The following is a 16,849-nucleotide window of genomic DNA, read 5'->3' on the forward strand; positions in this document are numbered from 1 at the left end:
GGAAATGGTATCGGGACAACCACTCGCTTGTCGGGGTTAGGAACTATCCTTATACTGGTATCGTGGCTGACCGGGAATTTGGAGGGCTGCTGTTGGGAGGGCACTTTCAAGTCACTACCGGAAATCCAGGCTGCGGATTTGGAAGCTTTATTTGGGAGGAATCCTGGGTCATGCGCGTTGATAGTCTTGGCAATCCTTGGCAGCAAACCAGATTCTATGGGTACGCTGGAGAACGGCTCAATGAAATGCATCAGGACGGTTTGGGCTACGCTTACATTTCCAAGGATGTTGTAGGAACCCAAATCCCATGTTGGTCAAAAGTGTTTACTCCCGAATGCATTCGTACGAGCCCGTCAATGCTTACAAACTGTATAACAAATGGACTAAACACTTACACACATGGTTACAAGACCCACCCTGCGTCATTCTCAATGGTCAATCTCAGTAGCGCGGTGATCCCATTTAATCTTGTACCTATCGCCACTTCAACGTACGTTTTTGGGAGCATGTATCTGAATTGCCAATCATGCCCAAAGCCGATGGCGAGTTTCACACATCAGACCAACCAGAATACTGTTGTATTTCAAGACAATCTATATAATTTTCAATCCCTGCACTGGGACTTTGGCGATGGGCAAACAGATACCATCTTGGATCCCATTCATGTGTATGCACAGGCAGGAATCTACAATGTCTGTCTGATTGCAACAAATGGCTGCGGAGCCGACACCATTTGCCATTCGGTTCAAGTGACCTGTGGACCCAATAATTCACCGCCAACAATCACGAATTTAGGACCGACTTCTTTTTGTCTTGGTGATTCGGTAATACTGATATCAAGCGTTGGCATCGGGAATATTTGGTTACCAAGCGGGGATACCACCCAGAGTTTGATCGTGAGAACTTCAGGGCTCCATTCAGTATTTCAATCGCAAGGAGGTTGTACCACTTTGCCTTCGGCGAACGTTGCTGTTACGGTTTTTCCACCCCCTTCTACGCCAACGATCACGGCCCAGCGGTCCACTGACCTTCTGCCAAGGCGATTCCGTACGATTGACTTCCGGCAATGCAAGCAGCTACCATTGGAGTAATGGCGACACAACCCAAAGTATTGTCGTTTGGAACCCAGGAAGTTATTCGCTGACCGTTTCCGACATCAATGGCTGCACGGCCAATTCGAATGCAGTGTCTGTTTCAGTAAATGCATTACCAGCGATTCCTTTGATCGCCGCAAGCGGTCCGTTATCCTTCTGCCAAGGCGATTCAGTGCTATTGACTTCCAGCTTTGCAAATAGCTACATTTGGAGCAATGGCGACACAACCCAAAGCATCTTGGTTTGGAATTCAGGGATTTATTCCCTCACCGTTTCCGACATCAATGGCTGTACGGCTACTTCGAATGCAGTTTCTATCTCAGTCAATGCGCTTCCTGCCATTCCAGTGGTCAGTTTCAATGGACAAATCCTGAGTACCCAAGGAGGGTTTTCCTATCAATGGTACTTGAATGGAGTTCCTATCGTAGGGGCGACCGACTCTGTTTATCATCCACTTACCAATGGCGATTATTTCGTCGTTGTGGCTGATTCATTCGGATGTATTTCTCAATCAGCGATTTTGACAATTACAATTGTTGCCACAATGGCTCCAAGGAACATTGACTTTGCGCTCGTACCCAATCCAACAACCGGAAAATTTAGAATCATCACTTCAAATGAAGGAATTGAAGATATTCTGATTTACAACGCGTTGGGAGTAAAAGTATTCAGCTCACCAAATTACCAACAGGAAATCGATCTCTCTGGCTTTTCCAAAGGCTCTTATTTCGTAGTGGTCCACCATGATTGGGGGGTTTGGAGGTCAATTCTCTTGCATTTGTAGCGGCAGTGATCTTTGAATCAAATTCCGATATGGTCTAACAATTCGTTTTCTTTTCAACAATCTTTCATATTTTCCCCTATCTTCACCCCATGAGCAGGGACTACAACGAAGACACTGTCGAATCCGCTACACAGGATGTGCTCGAGGCGCTTCAATGGACAGTTGTTACGGCTTATACCAAGGAAACCTTTGGCCCCAATGGTCTGCTCGGTCGCGAGACAAAATCCGAAGTCATTCTGCGACGCTACTTGCGCCAAGCGCTACAGAAATTGAATCCCGGGCTTCCTGAAACAGCTTACGATCAGGCGATTGAAGCCCTCGAACAAAAAAGCGCAGACAAGACGCTCGCACGCATCAACAAGGAAAAGTACAAGCTGCTCAAGGATGGCGTGGAAGTCAGCTTCACCAATGCAGCCGGCGAATTGGAGAAACCCAGGCTCAGAGTATTTGACTTTGACAATTTCGAGAACAACCATTTCCTTGCAGTACGACAATTGGAAATCGTGGGCGAATTGTACCCTCGGAGGCCCGATATTGTTGGGTTTGTGAATGGCATTCCGCTGGTTTTCTTCGAACTCAAGGCCCATTCCAAAGGACTGCGCAATGCCTTCATTGAAAACATCACCGATTACAAAGACACCATTCCGCATGCCTTCCACTGCAACGCCTTCATCATCCTGAGCAATGGGACCGAAGCCAAAGTGGGCACCGTGACAAGTCCTTTCAAGTATTTTCTGGACTGGAAACGTATCACCGAGGAAGAAGAGGGCATTGTAAGCCTCGATACCATGCTCCGCGGCACCTGCGCCAAGGAAAACTTGATGGATATCTTTGAGAATTTCCTGCTGTTTGACGACAGTGGCGATGATGTGGTCAAAATCATGGCCAAAAATCACCAATTTATTGGCGTCAACAAGGTCATCGACAAGGCGCAGAGCATTGAAGAATTGCAGGGAAAATTGGGCGTATTCTGGCATACGCAAGGCAGCGGGAAGTCCTATTCGATGGTGTTTATTGCGCAGAAAATTCACCGGAAATTTGGCGGAGCCTATACCTTCCTGATTGTGGTGGACCGCAGCGAATTGGAGCGACAATTGTACGATACATTCACGGCGGTTGGCGCAACCACAGGCAAGGAAGTTGTCGCCAAAAGTCGGGATCATTTGCGGGAATTGCTGAAGGAAAACCACCGCTACGTCTTCACCTTGATTCACAAATTTTCCATTGATCCGACCAAGGAAAGCGAATATCCCGAGATCACCGACCGGAAAAATATCATCGTGATTTCCGACGAAGCGCACCGTACACAGGCAGGCACATTCGCCCGCAACATGCGCTTCCATGGGATTCCGAATGCCTCCTATTTGGGCTTTACAGGTACGCCGATTATCAAGGATGAGGAGGAACTGACCAAAAACATCTTCGGCGAATATGTCTCGGTCTATGATTTTAAACGCGCCATCGACGACCACGCCACACTACCCCTGCGCTATGTGAACAAGGGTGAAAAATTGGGGATTGACAATCCGCAGCTCGACGAACAAATGGCGGAGATCCTTGAAAACGAGGACCTTGACGACGACCAAAAACGAAAACTAACCTACCTTTTCCAGAAGGATTACGTGGTATTGACCGCCGAGCCACGGCTGGATGCCATCGCCAAAGACCTTGTATGGCACTTCAACGAAAGAGGCTACCAAGGCAAGGCGATGTTGGTCGCGCTCGACAAACCGACTGCGGTGCGCATGCACGCGCTGATCATGAAATATTGGCCGCAATATGTTGCAGAACTCCAACAACGCATCAAGAAAGCGGCTGATGTGGAAGAGGAACAGGAACTGCGGAGAAAACTGGCCATCGTCGAAAAAACCGAAGTCTGCGTGGTGGTCAGTTCGGAGCAAAACGAAGTAGACAAGTTCCGAAAGCTGGACCTGGACATCGCGCAACACCGCAAAAAGATGGTAGAGCGCAATCTGGAAAAGGAATTCAAGACGGATGAGCACCCCTTCCGACTGGCAATCGTTTGTGCCATGTGGATCACGGGTTTTGACGTGCCCTCCGTCTCGACCGTTTATCTCGACAAACCGATCAAAGGTCATACGCTCATGCAGACCATTGCGCGCGCCAACCGCGTGTACGACGATGAAAAGGAAAATGGGCTGATTGTGGACTATGGCAACGTATACAAACAGTTGGAAAAGGCCTACGCGATTTACGGCGAAGGCGGAAGCACTGGTTCTGGAGAGGGCAAGGGCGAAGGCAAGCCAGTGGAATTGCTGGAAAGTTTGGCGACCGAGTTGCAGGAATCCATTCGGCAGGCAAGAGGCTATCTCAAGGAATTGGGATTTGACTTGGGACTGCTGAGCAACACCACTGCAAAACCGATGGAAAAGTTGGCATCTATTGCCAAAGCCAAGGATTGTGTTTGCCTCAATGATACGACACGTACGAAGTTTGAGATGATGGCCCGCGAGGTCTTCCGAAAGTACAAAGCCCTTTATCCTGAGCCGCAATGCAAGCCCTTTTTGCGCGAATTCAACGCCATTGAGGCCATTTACAGCCAAATCAATCAGCTCACGAAGCAAGCGGACGTCACCGAGGTCATTTGGAAATTGCAGCAATTGGTGGATCAGAACGTTCAGCTATTGCCCGGGCAACTCGGTGACAACGAGGCGGTCGAGATTGACTTGTCCAAATTGGACTTTGACAAACTGCGTGCGGCATTTGCCAAAGTGCAGCACAAGAACACCGCTGTATATGATTTGCAACAAGCCATAGAAAAGAAACTGGAACAGATGCTTCGCGAAAATCCCCTTCGAATGGACTTTCACGAACGCTACGTCGAGATCATCGAGGAATACAACCAAGGCAAAAACTTGGAAGACACGATCGCTGCGTTTGACAAGTTGAGCGCCTACCTCCGGGACCTTGCCGTCGAAGACGCGAGAGCGATGCGTGAAAATCTGACCGAGGAATCATTGGCCATCTTTGACCTGCTTCGATCGGGCAAAACGCTGACCTCCGACGAATTGAAGGCCGTCAAAAAGATTGCTGTGAGCCTGTTGAACGATCTCCAAAAAGACAAAATCCGGATCGCACGTTGGCGGGAAAGCCTACAAATCACCGCCAAAGTTAAAATGAGCATCATCGATGCCCTGCAATGGCTCCCGCAACAAAGCTATACCGATGACGATGTCACAGACCGCACATTTCGCCTCTACCAACATATCTACTCCAATTATCCAGGAGGCAATGAGGATCCTTACCGAGGCCGGGACTTGCGGGCGGGCTAAAAAAGGCTGCATTGCGATTTCATTCTCGAAGAAGTTTACCCCCAATTACCCCTCCACCCCATACCCAAAAATCTTCAAGATATGGTCCCCGACCACCTCCACCTCCACGTATCCGTATTTCCAGATGCCGGCGTTTTTCCAGCGGAAGGCGACGTAGCGACGGCCTAGGTTTTGCCAATGGTCTGCGCGGGTCTTCCTATCGTCGATGACCGTACGGGCACTGTCATATTGCACTTCTAAATCGGAATGGTAAAACGCGAAATCAAAACGATCGGAGGCCCAAGGACTTCCGCTGTGAATGGTGTCTCCGAATGCATGTCCAATGGGATATTGCAAGGTATCAAGGACTTCGAAGGTAGATGGATTCTGGCAGAACGTTCCGGCGGCACGGTTGTAATGATAAATATGGCCATCGGTTGAGTCTAAGTTCCATTCTTCGCAGTGCCAAATCGTGTCAACCACTTCCGCAAAGGCAATCTCTGCAATGGGAGAACTGACGACCGAACTCGTTCCGTGATTGTAGGAAACACCAGAACTGGAGCCCGAATATTGCGAAGTATTATAGTCTAGTTTGTAGCCGAGGGCGCTGTCTAACAAGACCTCATATTGAAAGCCCGAAGCTGCTCCGCACCCAAAAGGCAGTGTGAGAGCGGAGTGTGAGAGCGAGAGTGGCACTACTTTTTCACGGGACCTTTGGATCGTTCGCCCGCAAAGGAAATGTCGATCCGGCCAATCGGAATAGACCCGAATGCCTCCAAAAACGTTGTGGGTTACTCTGCAAACATCTCGCTTGCATGCACGATGAATGCACCACCCGACCGCTTCGCATAGATCAAAAGGACAGGACTCACCGCCGTTTTCCTACCATCGGGGTACGTGAGCGAAATCCCCCAATCGTCTCCAATCGACATTGGCAGGCCGTAGTCGTCCTCAAGCCGCATCGATTTCCCTGCAGGAATGGTCATGGAGTAGGCAATTTCTGTGGGCCGTTCAGGCGCATAAAAATGGGCTGTCACTGCATGTTGCAAATCATTGTCCACCTCGACTTTTGCAACAACGATCTTCGCCTTCTTCCGAATTGCATCAATGTTGTCCGCATTGTAGGACAAATCCTCCGACAAAAGTTCCAATTTTCCACGGGAATTATTGACTTGTTGGGCTCCAAGAAAAATGGTGATCTTCTGGACTTCGAGTGAGTCCGGCCCAAACCATGATGCCCACCAGGTTAATTTGAGGCTCCAGAGACCGTTGACTCGGTGAGAAGTTTATCGTTGAGGAGAAACTGATAGCGGGTACCGTTTTTTACAATGGTGAAGCGATTGGGAACAGGCTGATTCGCGGAGAATTTGTTGATCTTACAGTCCGGCGTGCCTAACGGATCGCCCACCCGCGGCGGGCAGGGTTCCGCACCGCCTCGAAGAAACGATAGATTTCGATTGATGGACTGCCGGATGAATACCCCTCCATCGTTGAGGCCGAAGTCAAGGTTGTTGCCAGTGAGAAAATCGCCATACATGACGCCGTAACTTTGACCGGGATCGCCGGAGAGCATTTGCAGACTGAATTCAATCGTGAAGTTCTCCTGCCCGAGCAATTCGGGGAAATATTGGCCGGTCACAAATCCTTGGTTGCCCCCGACGATGAAATAACTTCCATTTTGACTTCCGCGATGATGGCGCGCCCCAAATCATGGCCGGTCCACCAGCTGCGGGAATTGTCGTTGAAGTCTTCGGTGATGACGGTCTGGGCAACAATTGCCTTCGCCTGCAAGCCGAAGGTGGCGAGGAGGATGAATCTTAACAAGAAATTGCGCGGGCTTTCATGGGCTTTGTTGCTCAGTTGAATCTGAGCAATGCAAAGCTGCAGGGAATTGGGTGCACCAATGACAGTGAGGATCAATCGGAAAACTGATTCTCGTCAGGGAAATGCTGCTGCACGACTAAGCGGAAAGCCGGCAGAACCAAGTTAGTGTGAGTCCGAGTGTGAGCGCGGAGGGTTGGCCGCTGCGCGGCTCAGAAACCGTAAGCCTCGTTTTCTTCGGAGAATTCGAGGGTGCTGAACCTTGGGTTGACTTTGATCTCGCTGTATTCGTATTTCTCGAAGAGGCCTTTGTCGTCGTAGAACAGTTGCACCACGGGCAGGTGCGTTGTCGGATCGATCACGAGCACCATTTCCTTGCTGTAGGCCGTTGGGACTTTGATGACCTGCCCTGCAGTCACATCAAAATAGTCATCGCATTGAGGATTGAGCTCGAGCAACTTGTAGCTCGGCACGCCCAACTTGGCATCAATTTTCAGGAGGTCTTCGCCAGCCGCAACGGTGTAGTTCACGAATTTGTAGTCAGGATGCGTGATTTTGATGACATCGTGCGGCTTGCCGTACCAGTTTTCCTTGCCGACATATTTTGCGCGTTCGTCGAGGTCCTTGCATTTGCCCAACAGGTGACGCAACACGCGCTGCACGCAGCCAAATCCCGTGGAAGTAATGTGATGGTGCTGATCGTCCAGCATTTGTCCGCCATCGGGGCTCAGGCTGATGTTGACCCAAGGAAATTGATTGGGGTGGATGTAGGCTTTTCCGTCGTTGTAGCCTTCGCCCCAGAGCAACTCCGTGCCTTCGTTGGGATTGATGTTGTACACGTAGACTTTGTGCGGCCTTGTATTCACCTTCACCCGGATGTCGCCACTTTCCATCTTTCCATTGACGCGCTCATACCGTTTGACGCGGCATTGCAGCGTAACCATGCCATCAAGCGTACGCGACGCGGTTTCTAACATGGCGCGTGCCGACGCAGTAGCGGAGGCTTGACCATTCACCTGTCCCGAAAGGGCAATCAACAGCGAGAGAGATAGAAGCAGTTTTCCAGAATTTAACATCGTCTTACAATACATTTGGTTCTTCAGCATAACATATCAACGCAACAATTGATACGTCATGATAAAATAACGGAATTTTTGAATTCAAAGGGCTGCCACAGGGTCGGGCTAACGACATTTTTTTCAGTTTTGTGGTCTTTGCCACTTGGTTTGGACGCCAGGACGCGAAGAATAGGAAGAACTCCTTCGGGCCTAAATATCAAAATTTCAGCGAATTAGGATGTGCCCCCGCAGTTTTTTGCCACCAAGACACCAAGACACCAAGTTATGCGTACTTTTCTTGGTGGCAAAACAATCAGAATCCGTATTCCTCGTTGTCCTCGTTGAATTCCATGGTATTGAACCTTGGGTTGATCTTCAATTCGGAGTACTCATACTTCTCAAACATTCCTTTTTCGTCCTCAATGACCTGCACGATCGGAAGATGGAGATCAGGATCAACGAAGATCGTGATTTTGGGTGCATAGACATTCGGCACTTTGATGACCTGCCCAGCCTTGACGTCAAAAAAGTCGCTGATGCCGGGGTTCAATTCAATGATTTTATAAGCTGGAACGTGCAGCTTGGTGTCGATTTTGAAGAGGTCCTCCCCTGCCAAGACAGTGTAGTTCTCGATCTTGTAGTTGTCGTACTTGATCTTGATCACGTCCATCATTTTGCCATACCACTTCTGCTGCCCGCCATAGGAAACATACTTGTCAAATTCATGGCCGTATTTGGAAAGCAAGTGCTTGACGATGCCGTTGCTGTAATCAAATCCGACAGCGAAGAGGTTGTGGTGCTGCTTGTCCAACAATTCACTGCTGTTGGGGCTGAGGCTGACGTTGACCCAAGGGAATTTGTTGGGGTGCACGAAGACCTTGTTGCCGTTCCAACCGTCGACATAGAGCAACTCGGCCCCTTCGTCGGGAGTGATGTTGTACACGTAAATCTTGCGTGGCTTGCTGTTGACACGGAATTTGAGGTCACCACTTTCCATTTTCCCTTCGATGCGTTCCAGGCGCTTGACGCGTCCTGTACATGTCACGACCCGATCCATGGCCCTCGACATTTCATCGACAATCACACGTGCCTTACTGGGTGCTGCTGCAACGGCAGTCTGCCCGTTTACAACTGCTGTGGACACGAGGAAAAGGAAAAAAAACAGGGAAATTCTTTTGTACAACTGCATTGCTTACGTGAGAATAATTGGTGAATACTCCGTCAAAACTAATATTTTTCAATTCAGGTTAAGGCAATCCAACGTTGGAATCATTCAAATTCCACGGCGCTTTGGTATTCCCTCTCAAAAACCATGCCCGGATCAGGATCGTAATCGGGTCCGAATACCTCGGCAAACACTTCCTTGGCTGTCGGAAGGCAATCGTTGATCCATTTTCGCCCGAAGTAGAGCATGGCCGTGCGCCGCACAAAAAAGTCGGAAAAGGTCATGACGCCCTCATGGTGAATGGTATACCGAATGGTGGACCTCAAAATCGACAACTTATCGGTGCCTCCGGCCGCAACGATGATGGCCTCCGTATTGCTTCCAAACAAACTGTCCAGCCAATGTACTTCGACTTTGTCTACGGCATATTTCAGCGATAGCCGGTACACGTTTCCTTCCTCTTCATTAGAGGAAAAGAACTCGAATCCCGAATAAAAGATCTTATGCGTTTTGCAGGGGCCGAATGTCTTCTTTTCCGCAGACTTGCGCATGCGCTTGGCGACCACGTCCACCACTTTTTCCGCCATTTTCCGGAATCCAGTGAGCTTTCCGCCTGCGATCGTGATCAAACCTGACTTTGCGAAAAACAATTCGTCTTTGCGACTTAACTGAGAGGGATCTTTTCCAACCTGATGGATCAGCGGTCGGATACCTGCCCAAGAGGATTCGATATGACTTCGGTTGAGCTCTGCCCGCGGAAACATCCGGTTCACGGCTCCCAAGAGGTAATCGACGTCGGCGGAAGTCACTGCGGGATGGTCCAACAATCCGTTGTAATCTGTATCGGTGGTTCCAAAATAGGTCCAATCTCCTCTTGGAATGGCGAAAATCATCCGGCCGTCGCCTACATCAAAATATACTGAATTCTGCACCGGCAACGCTGAAGCAGGCACGACGAGGTGCACGCCTTTGGTATGGTGCATGCGTTTTCCTTCAAGCGACCTGTCCATCTGTCGAATCGCATCCACCCATGGTCCGGCAGCATTGATAACGTACTTCGCTTTGACTTCAAATTGCTCGGAGCCCCTTTTGTCAACGACTTTTGCGCCGACAACTGCCCCGCGCCCGCTGTAACACAACTGCTCCACCTTGGCGTAATTCAAGGCAATCGCACCGTGTTTTACAGCAGTTTTGATGACTTCGATGGTCAATCGCGCATCGTCTGTCCGGTACTCATGGTACAAGCCTGCGCCGAGCAATCCGCCAACCTTGAGCCAGGGTTCAAAATCTGCGGCCTCTTCGCGGGTGAGCATCGTGCGACGTTCGCTTTTGCGCACCCCCGCAAGCCGATCATAGAGCCATAGGCCCCATCGCAGCGCAAATTTGCTGAATGTGCCGCCTTTGACGATGGGCAACAACATCTGCTCCGGATGGACGACATGGCCGGCATTGCGGTGAAGAATGGCCCGCTCTCGCCCCACTTCGCGCACAATCCCGAATTCCAATTGCTTCAGGTAACGCAAGCCACCGTGAATCAGCTTGGTGCTTCGGCTGCTTGTACCGGCTGCAAAATCCTGCATTTCGACCAGGGCAACCTTCATTCCGCGGGTTGCAGCGTCCATCGCGATTCCTGCGCCGGTGATCCCACCGCCGATTACCAGCAAATCCCATTCTTCAGATTGGAGCTTTGCGATCGTTTCTTTGCGTTTTGTCGTGTCTAAGCTCATGCTTCCACCCATCCTTTTGTTCTTGAGACGGCACGAAGCCAACCTTTGTAGAGGAACTCCCGGCGATCGGGCAACATTTCTGGCTCAAAACGGCGTTCCTGATGCCAATTGGCAGAAATTTCATCTTTGGTCCACAATCCGACCCCGATTCCTGCGAGGTAGGCGGCGCCGAGTGCGGTCGTCTCCTGAATCTGCGGGCGCTGAACGGGCACATCGAGCATGTCGGCCTGGAATTGCATGAGGAAGTTGTTGGCAGTAGCGCCACCGTCAACGCGCAATGTTTTGAGTGCAATTGCCGAATCGCTTTGCATGGCTGCCAAGACATCGCGGGTTTGGTAGGCCATGGCTTCCAAAGCGGCGCGCACCATCTCGGCTTTCCCAGTGCCGCGCGTCAATCCAAAAATGGCGCCACGGGCATACATGTCCCAATAAGGCGCAGCGAGTCCGGCAAATGCGGGCACAAAATAAACGCCACCCGTATCGGGAACCTTGGTGGCAAAATACTCCGAATCGCGGCTGTCGTCGATCATGTGCAGCCCATCGCGCAGCCATTGAATGGCGGCCCCAGCGATAAAAACGCTGCCTTCCAAGGCATATTCGGTCTTGCCGGCAATGCGCCAGGCCACGGTCGTGAGCAAACCCGAACGGGATTCAACCCTTTCATTGCCCGTATTCATCAGCATGAAACAGCCGGTACCGTAGGTGTTTTTGACCATTCCCGGATCGAAACAGGCCTGCCCAAACAGCGCAGCCTGCTGATCCCCGGCCACACCCGCAATCGGAATGGACGTACCACCCAGCAAGTCGGGCAGTGTGAAACCAAAATCCCCCGAACTGTCGCGCACTTCGGGCAAAATGGCTGCGGGAATGTCCAGAATTCGGAGAATCTCGGCATCCCATTCGCCTTTTTCAATGTCAAACAACAATGTTCGGCTGGCATTGGAGGCGTCTGTAGCATGTACCTTGCCGCCGGTCAATTTCCAGATCAACCAGGCATCGATGGTCCCGAAGCATAGTTCGCCGGCCGCTGCTCTCGCCTTGGCGCCGGGCACGTTTTCCAGAATCCATTTGAGCTTGGTGCCGGAGAAATAAGCATCCAAAACCAGCCCTGTGCGGGATTTGAACAGGTTTTCATGTCCAGCTGTCTTCAGTTCCTCGCAGATGCTGGCAGTTCGGCGATCCTGCCAAACGATGGCGCGGTGAATGGGCACGCCGGTCATCCGGTCCCAAACCACGGTCGTCTCGCGCTGATTGGTGATGCCGATCGCTGCAATTTCCGCGGGCTGAATGCCTGCCCTTTCGATGGCCTGCCGAATGACCGCAAGCTGATTGCTCCAAATTTCGTCGGCATCGTGCTCGACCCATCCGGGTTGCGGAAAATGCTGCGTAAACTCCTTCTGCCCAACGGCAACCACATTCGCTTGGGCATCAAAAACGATGGCACGGCAGCTCGTGGTTCCCTGATCAATGGCAAGAATGTATTTCTTCATTCGTCGGACATTCCAATTTTCAAGAGGGCAATTTAGGAAATGTTCTTAAATTGGTATGCATAACGAGTATCTAAGAAAATGGAATCAGTTCGCAGTTCGTTCAGCACCCAAGACGGGACCAAGATTTTCTCCCAATACTGGCGCCCGGAAAGCCCACGCGCTGTCGTCGTGCAGGTACACGGCTTGGGCGAACATAGCGGCCGCTACGCGCATGTAGCGGCATTTTTGGGACAGGAGGGCATCGCTTTGTACGCCTTTGACCACCGCGGCCATGGCCGTAGCGACGGCAAACGCGGGCATGTACCTGCCTACGAAAGCTTGATGGAGGAAATCGACTTGGCCTTGGCTGAAGCCGAAAAGCTCTTTCCGGGCCTGCCCAAATTCCTCTATGGCCACAGTTGGGGCGGCAACATCGCATTGAACTACCTCATTCGCCGGCAGCCTAAAATCAAAGCTGCAATCGTGACCGATCCTTGGTTGCACATTCCGCCAGTGCCCGCCTTCAAGGAAAAACTTGGCCGGTTCATGAACAACATCCTGCCGGGATTGACACAAGACAGCGGACTGAAATCCAGCGGATTGAGCCGAGATCCGAAGGTGGTTGCCGCCTATGACAACGACCCGCTTGTACACGGCAAGATTTCGGTGCGGTTGTTTGTGGATTCAGATGCGGCTGCGCATTATGCCTTGGGAAATGCCTCCAAAGTGAATGTGCCGCTGCTGTTGATGCACGGTGGCGACGACCCGATCACCCTCAAATCGGGTTCCGAGGCTTTCCAGAAGGATCTCAAAGGCAAAAACAGCCTCAAAATCTGGCCGGGATTGCTGCACGAGATTCACAACGAACCCGAGCAAGGGGATGTGTTGAAAATGATGCGGGATTTTGTTTTGGCGGAGATGTGAGGGGTTGATTTTGGAACCCAATGATGATGTAGTTGGTGATTCTGATGATCGGACGGGGCATGCCCACGTCTCTACCAAAATTAATGGTCAAATCAACAAAACACTAACAACCAGTGATTTATATCCCGGATGAACGAGCGTACATCGACGATCATCCATCCTTCATCGGGCTGGTTAAGTAAAGCGTTTCTGCTCCGTAGGAGGTAAAGTATGGTAGAACGATCACGTTTTCCCGGGATTTTTATCGTCCTTCGGCTCGGCCTGGGGCCGAGCCGAAGGACGGTTGAAATGGTTACATTTCGTTGATCTACCATACTTTACCCCCTACGGGGCAACTCTCATATCTGCGCTAATTGCTTCTCAATTCCTCATTCCTCCGGGTCTGTCGCAAGCACTTTCAGGCGCTCCAGGTCCAGAATGGCGATGGCTTTGCCTTCGAGGGCGAGGACTTTGCGTTTGGCGAGGTCGGCGAGGGTGCGGATCACACTTTCGTAGGTCGTTGAGGCATGGCTTGCAATGTCTTTGCGGCTGATGGTGAAGCTCAGGCGGTGGCTGTTTTCGTCGAATCCGAAGCTTTTGTAGTTCATCATCAGGGTGCGGGCGACGCGGTTCAAGACCGGCATCATGAGCTGATTTTCTTCGGAGGCACGTAATTCCTCTGCCAAAAACATCATCAGGTTGTAGACAAACGATGGATTGGTCTTGGCAATCACCTGAAAAACTTCGAGGGAAATGAAGTTGACCGTGGTGGGAATCAGCGCGATGGCCGAAATCGGGTACCGATGGTCACCGCCCAATCCACGATGCCCGAAGATGTCCCCATTGGCTGCGAGGCGCACGAGTCGCTCGCCTTCCTGATCGTTGATCACCACTTTGACCTTGCCTTCGACGATGGCATAAATGCCGTTGACAGGATCACCTTGACGGATAATCACTTCTCCTGCCTCGAATTCAAAATCTTTTTGATGGAATTCGATGAATTGAGTCCACTCCTGCGCGCAATCGGGTCCAAGCAATGATTTCATAATGCCAAAACTAGGAAAATTCGGGGCATGTGTTCACGACAAACGTCAGGAATCGGAACAAGTGTCGGCCGTTGTGGCCCGGTGGTTTCAAGCTGATTTTCAAGCGCTAGCCCAAAATCAATGACAAATGACAGCTTTTTCTCTGCGAATCGTCAGCTCTTTCGCGATGGATTCTCCCCTTTTTCGCAGCCATGAAGCGTGGATTTCCATTGGACGCGGAGGCGGAATTGCTTGCGCCTGACGATCAAGAAGGTAAACGGGAGGAACCGGGTGAATCTGACCTGATCGCGCGCTATTCACGTGAAATTTCGATGGCCATCACCATCAAATTCGTGGAGGAACGCCTGCTCGAGCTTTTTGGCCAAGGGAAATTGTTTGGCACGGTTCATACCTGTGTCGGGCAAGAATGGAGTGCTGTTTCCGTGGGACGCTGTCTGCAGCCGCAGGATTTCGTCTTTTCCAACCACCGTTGCCATGGCCATTTTTTGAGTTACGGCGGAAGTGCCAATGCCTTGATTGCGGAAGTGATGGGCAAGGAAGACGGCGTTTGCGGTGGTCGCGGCGGCAGTCAACACCTTTGTTACCAGCGCTTTTTCAGCAATGGCATCCAAGGCGGCATCGCTCCCCTCGCTGCGGGAACGGCCTTGGCCAATCAACGCGAAGAAAATGGCGGAATTGCGGTCGTCTTTTTGGGAGATGGCACGCTCGGTCAGGGCATTCTCTACGAAACCATGAACATCGCGAGCAAATGGAACCTCCCCCTCCTCTTCGTCGTCGAAAACAATTTCTACGCCCAATCCACGGCAAGTCACGAAACCCTTTCCGGCGAAATCCGGCACCGGTTTGAGGCTTTTGGCATCGAAGGCATGGAAAACAATACCTGGGAATGGCAGGCTTTGTTGCGGGACATGGAGGCGAATGTCGGCATGGTGCGTGCAACAGGAAAACCGCGTTACCATGTCATCGACACCTACCGTCTGAAACCGCATTCGAAGGGAGACGACAACCGCGAAAAAGAAGAGATTTTACGCTTTACCGAAAAGGATCCGCTGAATGTGCTGCTGCGCCGTTTTGCTGGACATCCTGCGATGGAAGCCATCATAGCCAATGCCCAAGCCCTTGTGGATGAAGCCGTCGAATTTGGTGAATCGTCCAAGTTTGGTTCGGCAATTGCCCTGAATCCGCAGGAAAACGAGGAGAATTCGGGCCGAATCGGTTGGGAGGTCAGCCAATTTGACAAACAACGGGTTCCCGCGTCCATTCAAGCTGCCTTGGCTGCCGAATTGGAAGGAAATCCGAAGGCGATCTTGATTGGCGAGGACATTCAAGGACCTTACGGCGGCGCTTTCAAGGTCACGGGCGACTTGAGTTTACGTTATCCCGGGCGGGTGCGCAATACGCCGATCAGCGAACCGGCCATCGTCGGCATCGGCAATGGATTGGCGCTCGCAGGGCATCGTCCGGTTGTCGAAATCATGTTTGGGGACTTCCTCACGCTCGCTGCCGATCAGTGGATCAACCACGCCGCGAAGTTCGAATACATGTACAATGGCCTCGCGCATTGCCCGATCGTGGTGCGCACGCCGATGGGTGGCCGCCGCGGGTACGGGCCCACGCATAGCCAAAGCCTCGAACGGCATTTCGTCGGTTTGCCCGGCACGATGGTGTTGTGTTTGCATCATCGAATGAGCCCCAAGAAACTCTACCAAGACATTTTCCAGACGACGAATTGCCCGGTGTTGGTGATCGAAAACAAGCGACTGTACGCGATGCAGGCCGATCCCGAACCGCCGGCAGGTTTTCAGGTGCTTCAGCAAGCAGGGCCGTTTCCGGTGACGTGGATCTGTTCGGGAAATGCGCCGGATGTCACGGTGGTCGCGATTGGCGGGACGTCCGTGGATGCCGAGGCGGCCGTTTTGGAAGTCTTTGACGAACATGACCTGATCGCCGACTTGTACCTGCCTGCTGCCCTTTATCCGCTTTGCGTTGATTTTCTGGCGACGAGTTTGCAGCATTCCCGGAACCTGGTCATTGTCGAGGAAGGCCTTGGTTTTGCGGGCATCGGCAGCGAAATCATCGCCCAAGTGACGGAACGATGGCCAGATTGGGGCATTCGTTGTCAGCGGATTACAAGTATGGAAAGCCCGATCCCCACTTCGCGGCCTTTGGAGGAAGAAATTTTGCCCACCAAGGAACGTATCGTTCAAAGCCTTTTAACAATTGCCCATGGATCAGCCCTTTGAGATCAAAATCGCGCGCGAATCGGCCAATGACGATACCGTCACGGTTCAGGAATGGCATTTCCCCAACGGTGCCAAGGTCAAAGCCGGGGATATTGTGGTGAGTCTGGAAACTTCGAAGGCCGTGCTGGAGGTTGAAGCGGAAGTCGAAGGGTACCTTGAGATTCTTGTTCCTGCGGGGACGGTTGCGGAGGTCGGATCCGTTATTGGAGTGCTGCGCAGTGGGAGCGTGAGTTCGAGTGAGTGCGAGTGCGAGGAAGGAGTTTGAGG

Annotated in this window: 14 protein-coding genes; 5 read left to right on the plus strand and 9 right to left on the minus strand. The window is 51.5% G+C overall.

Annotated features, from left to right (window positions below; all coding sequences use genetic code 11):
- The first annotated feature begins 1,053 nt into the window (after nt 1-1,053).
- Together IPN95_27525 and IPN95_27530 are read left to right on the plus strand one after the other, a co-directional pair.
- Nucleotides 1,054-1,878 (plus strand): T9SS type A sorting domain-containing protein, encoded by an 825-nt coding sequence (locus tag IPN95_27525; protein ID MBK9453099.1) that lies wholly within the window; start codon nt 1,054-1,056, stop codon nt 1,876-1,878.
- An 89-nt stretch (nt 1,879-1,967) separates the two neighbouring features.
- Nucleotides 1,968-5,171, plus strand: a complete 3,204-nt coding sequence (locus tag IPN95_27530; protein MBK9453100.1) for a type I restriction endonuclease subunit R — start codon at nt 1,968-1,970, stop codon at nt 5,169-5,171.
- 45 nt (nt 5,172-5,216) lie between these two features.
- Here the strand turns inward: IPN95_27530 and IPN95_27535 are convergent, their stop codons facing one another.
- The 8 genes from IPN95_27535 to glpK form a co-directional block, all read right to left on the minus strand.
- The gene (locus IPN95_27535) at nt 5,217-5,768 is read right to left on the minus strand and encodes a hypothetical protein (protein MBK9453101.1); all 552 of its coding nucleotides are present in this window, start codon (nt 5,766-5,768) and stop codon (nt 5,217-5,219) included.
- 173 nt (nt 5,769-5,941) lie between these two features.
- On the minus strand, nt 5,942-6,301 hold the full coding sequence (locus IPN95_27540; protein MBK9453102.1) for a hypothetical protein: 360 nt from the start codon (nt 6,299-6,301) through the stop codon (nt 5,942-5,944).
- Nucleotides 6,302-6,396: 95 nt separating this feature from the next.
- A complete protein-coding gene (locus IPN95_27545; protein MBK9453103.1) occupies nt 6,397-6,789 on the minus strand; it encodes a hypothetical protein in 393 nt (130 codons plus the stop codon).
- Nucleotides 6,786-7,070 carry a hypothetical protein gene (locus IPN95_27550; protein ID MBK9453104.1) on the minus strand — a complete coding sequence of 95 codons (285 nt, stop codon included), beginning with the start codon at nt 7,068-7,070 and terminating at the stop codon, nt 6,786-6,788. The genes IPN95_27545 and IPN95_27550 overlap by 4 nt, the downstream gene beginning before the upstream one ends.
- Nucleotides 7,071-7,183: 113 nt before the next feature.
- Nucleotides 7,184-8,047, minus strand: coding sequence for a DUF1571 domain-containing protein (locus IPN95_27555; protein ID MBK9453105.1), 864 nt, complete (start codon nt 8,045-8,047; stop codon nt 7,184-7,186).
- A 295-nt stretch (nt 8,048-8,342) separates the two neighbouring features.
- On the minus strand, nt 8,343-9,218 hold the full coding sequence (locus tag IPN95_27560) for a DUF1571 domain-containing protein (protein MBK9453106.1): 876 nt from the start codon (nt 9,216-9,218) through the stop codon (nt 8,343-8,345).
- Between the two features lie 80 nt (nt 9,219-9,298).
- A complete protein-coding gene (locus tag IPN95_27565) occupies nt 9,299-10,921 on the minus strand; it encodes an FAD-dependent oxidoreductase (protein MBK9453107.1) in 1,623 nt (540 codons plus the stop codon).
- On the minus strand, nt 10,918-12,411 hold the full coding sequence (glpK, locus tag IPN95_27570; protein MBK9453108.1) for a glycerol kinase GlpK: 1,494 nt from the start codon (nt 12,409-12,411) through the stop codon (nt 10,918-10,920). The genes IPN95_27565 and glpK overlap by 4 nt, the downstream gene beginning before the upstream one ends.
- A gap of 78 nt (nt 12,412-12,489) precedes the next feature.
- On the opposite strand from glpK, the gene IPN95_27575 reads away from it, so the two are divergent.
- A complete protein-coding gene (locus IPN95_27575; GenBank protein ID MBK9453109.1) occupies nt 12,490-13,314 on the plus strand; it encodes an alpha/beta hydrolase in 825 nt (274 codons plus the stop codon).
- Between the two features lie 368 nt (nt 13,315-13,682).
- Here the strand turns inward: IPN95_27575 and IPN95_27580 are convergent, their stop codons facing one another.
- Nucleotides 13,683-14,339 carry a Crp/Fnr family transcriptional regulator gene (locus IPN95_27580; protein MBK9453110.1) on the minus strand — a complete coding sequence of 219 codons (657 nt, stop codon included), beginning with the start codon at nt 14,337-14,339 and terminating at the stop codon, nt 13,683-13,685.
- Nucleotides 14,340-14,530: 191 nt separating this feature from the next.
- Here IPN95_27580 and IPN95_27585 point away from each other — a divergent pair, with 191 nt between their 5' ends.
- Together IPN95_27585 and IPN95_27590 are read left to right on the plus strand one after the other, a co-directional pair.
- On the plus strand, nt 14,531-16,582 hold the full coding sequence (locus tag IPN95_27585) for a pyruvate dehydrogenase (protein MBK9453111.1): 2,052 nt from the start codon (nt 14,531-14,533) through the stop codon (nt 16,580-16,582).
- Nucleotides 16,566-16,847: a hypothetical protein gene (locus IPN95_27590; protein MBK9453112.1), complete on the plus strand. Its 282-nt coding sequence runs from the start codon at nt 16,566-16,568 to the stop codon at nt 16,845-16,847. The genes IPN95_27585 and IPN95_27590 overlap by 17 nt, the downstream gene beginning before the upstream one ends.
- The last annotated feature ends 2 nt before the right edge of the window (nt 16,848-16,849 follow it).

The organism is Bacteroidota bacterium, from assembly GCA_016718825.1.
Taxonomy (GTDB): domain Bacteria; phylum Bacteroidota; class Bacteroidia; order J057; family JADKCL01; genus JADKCL01.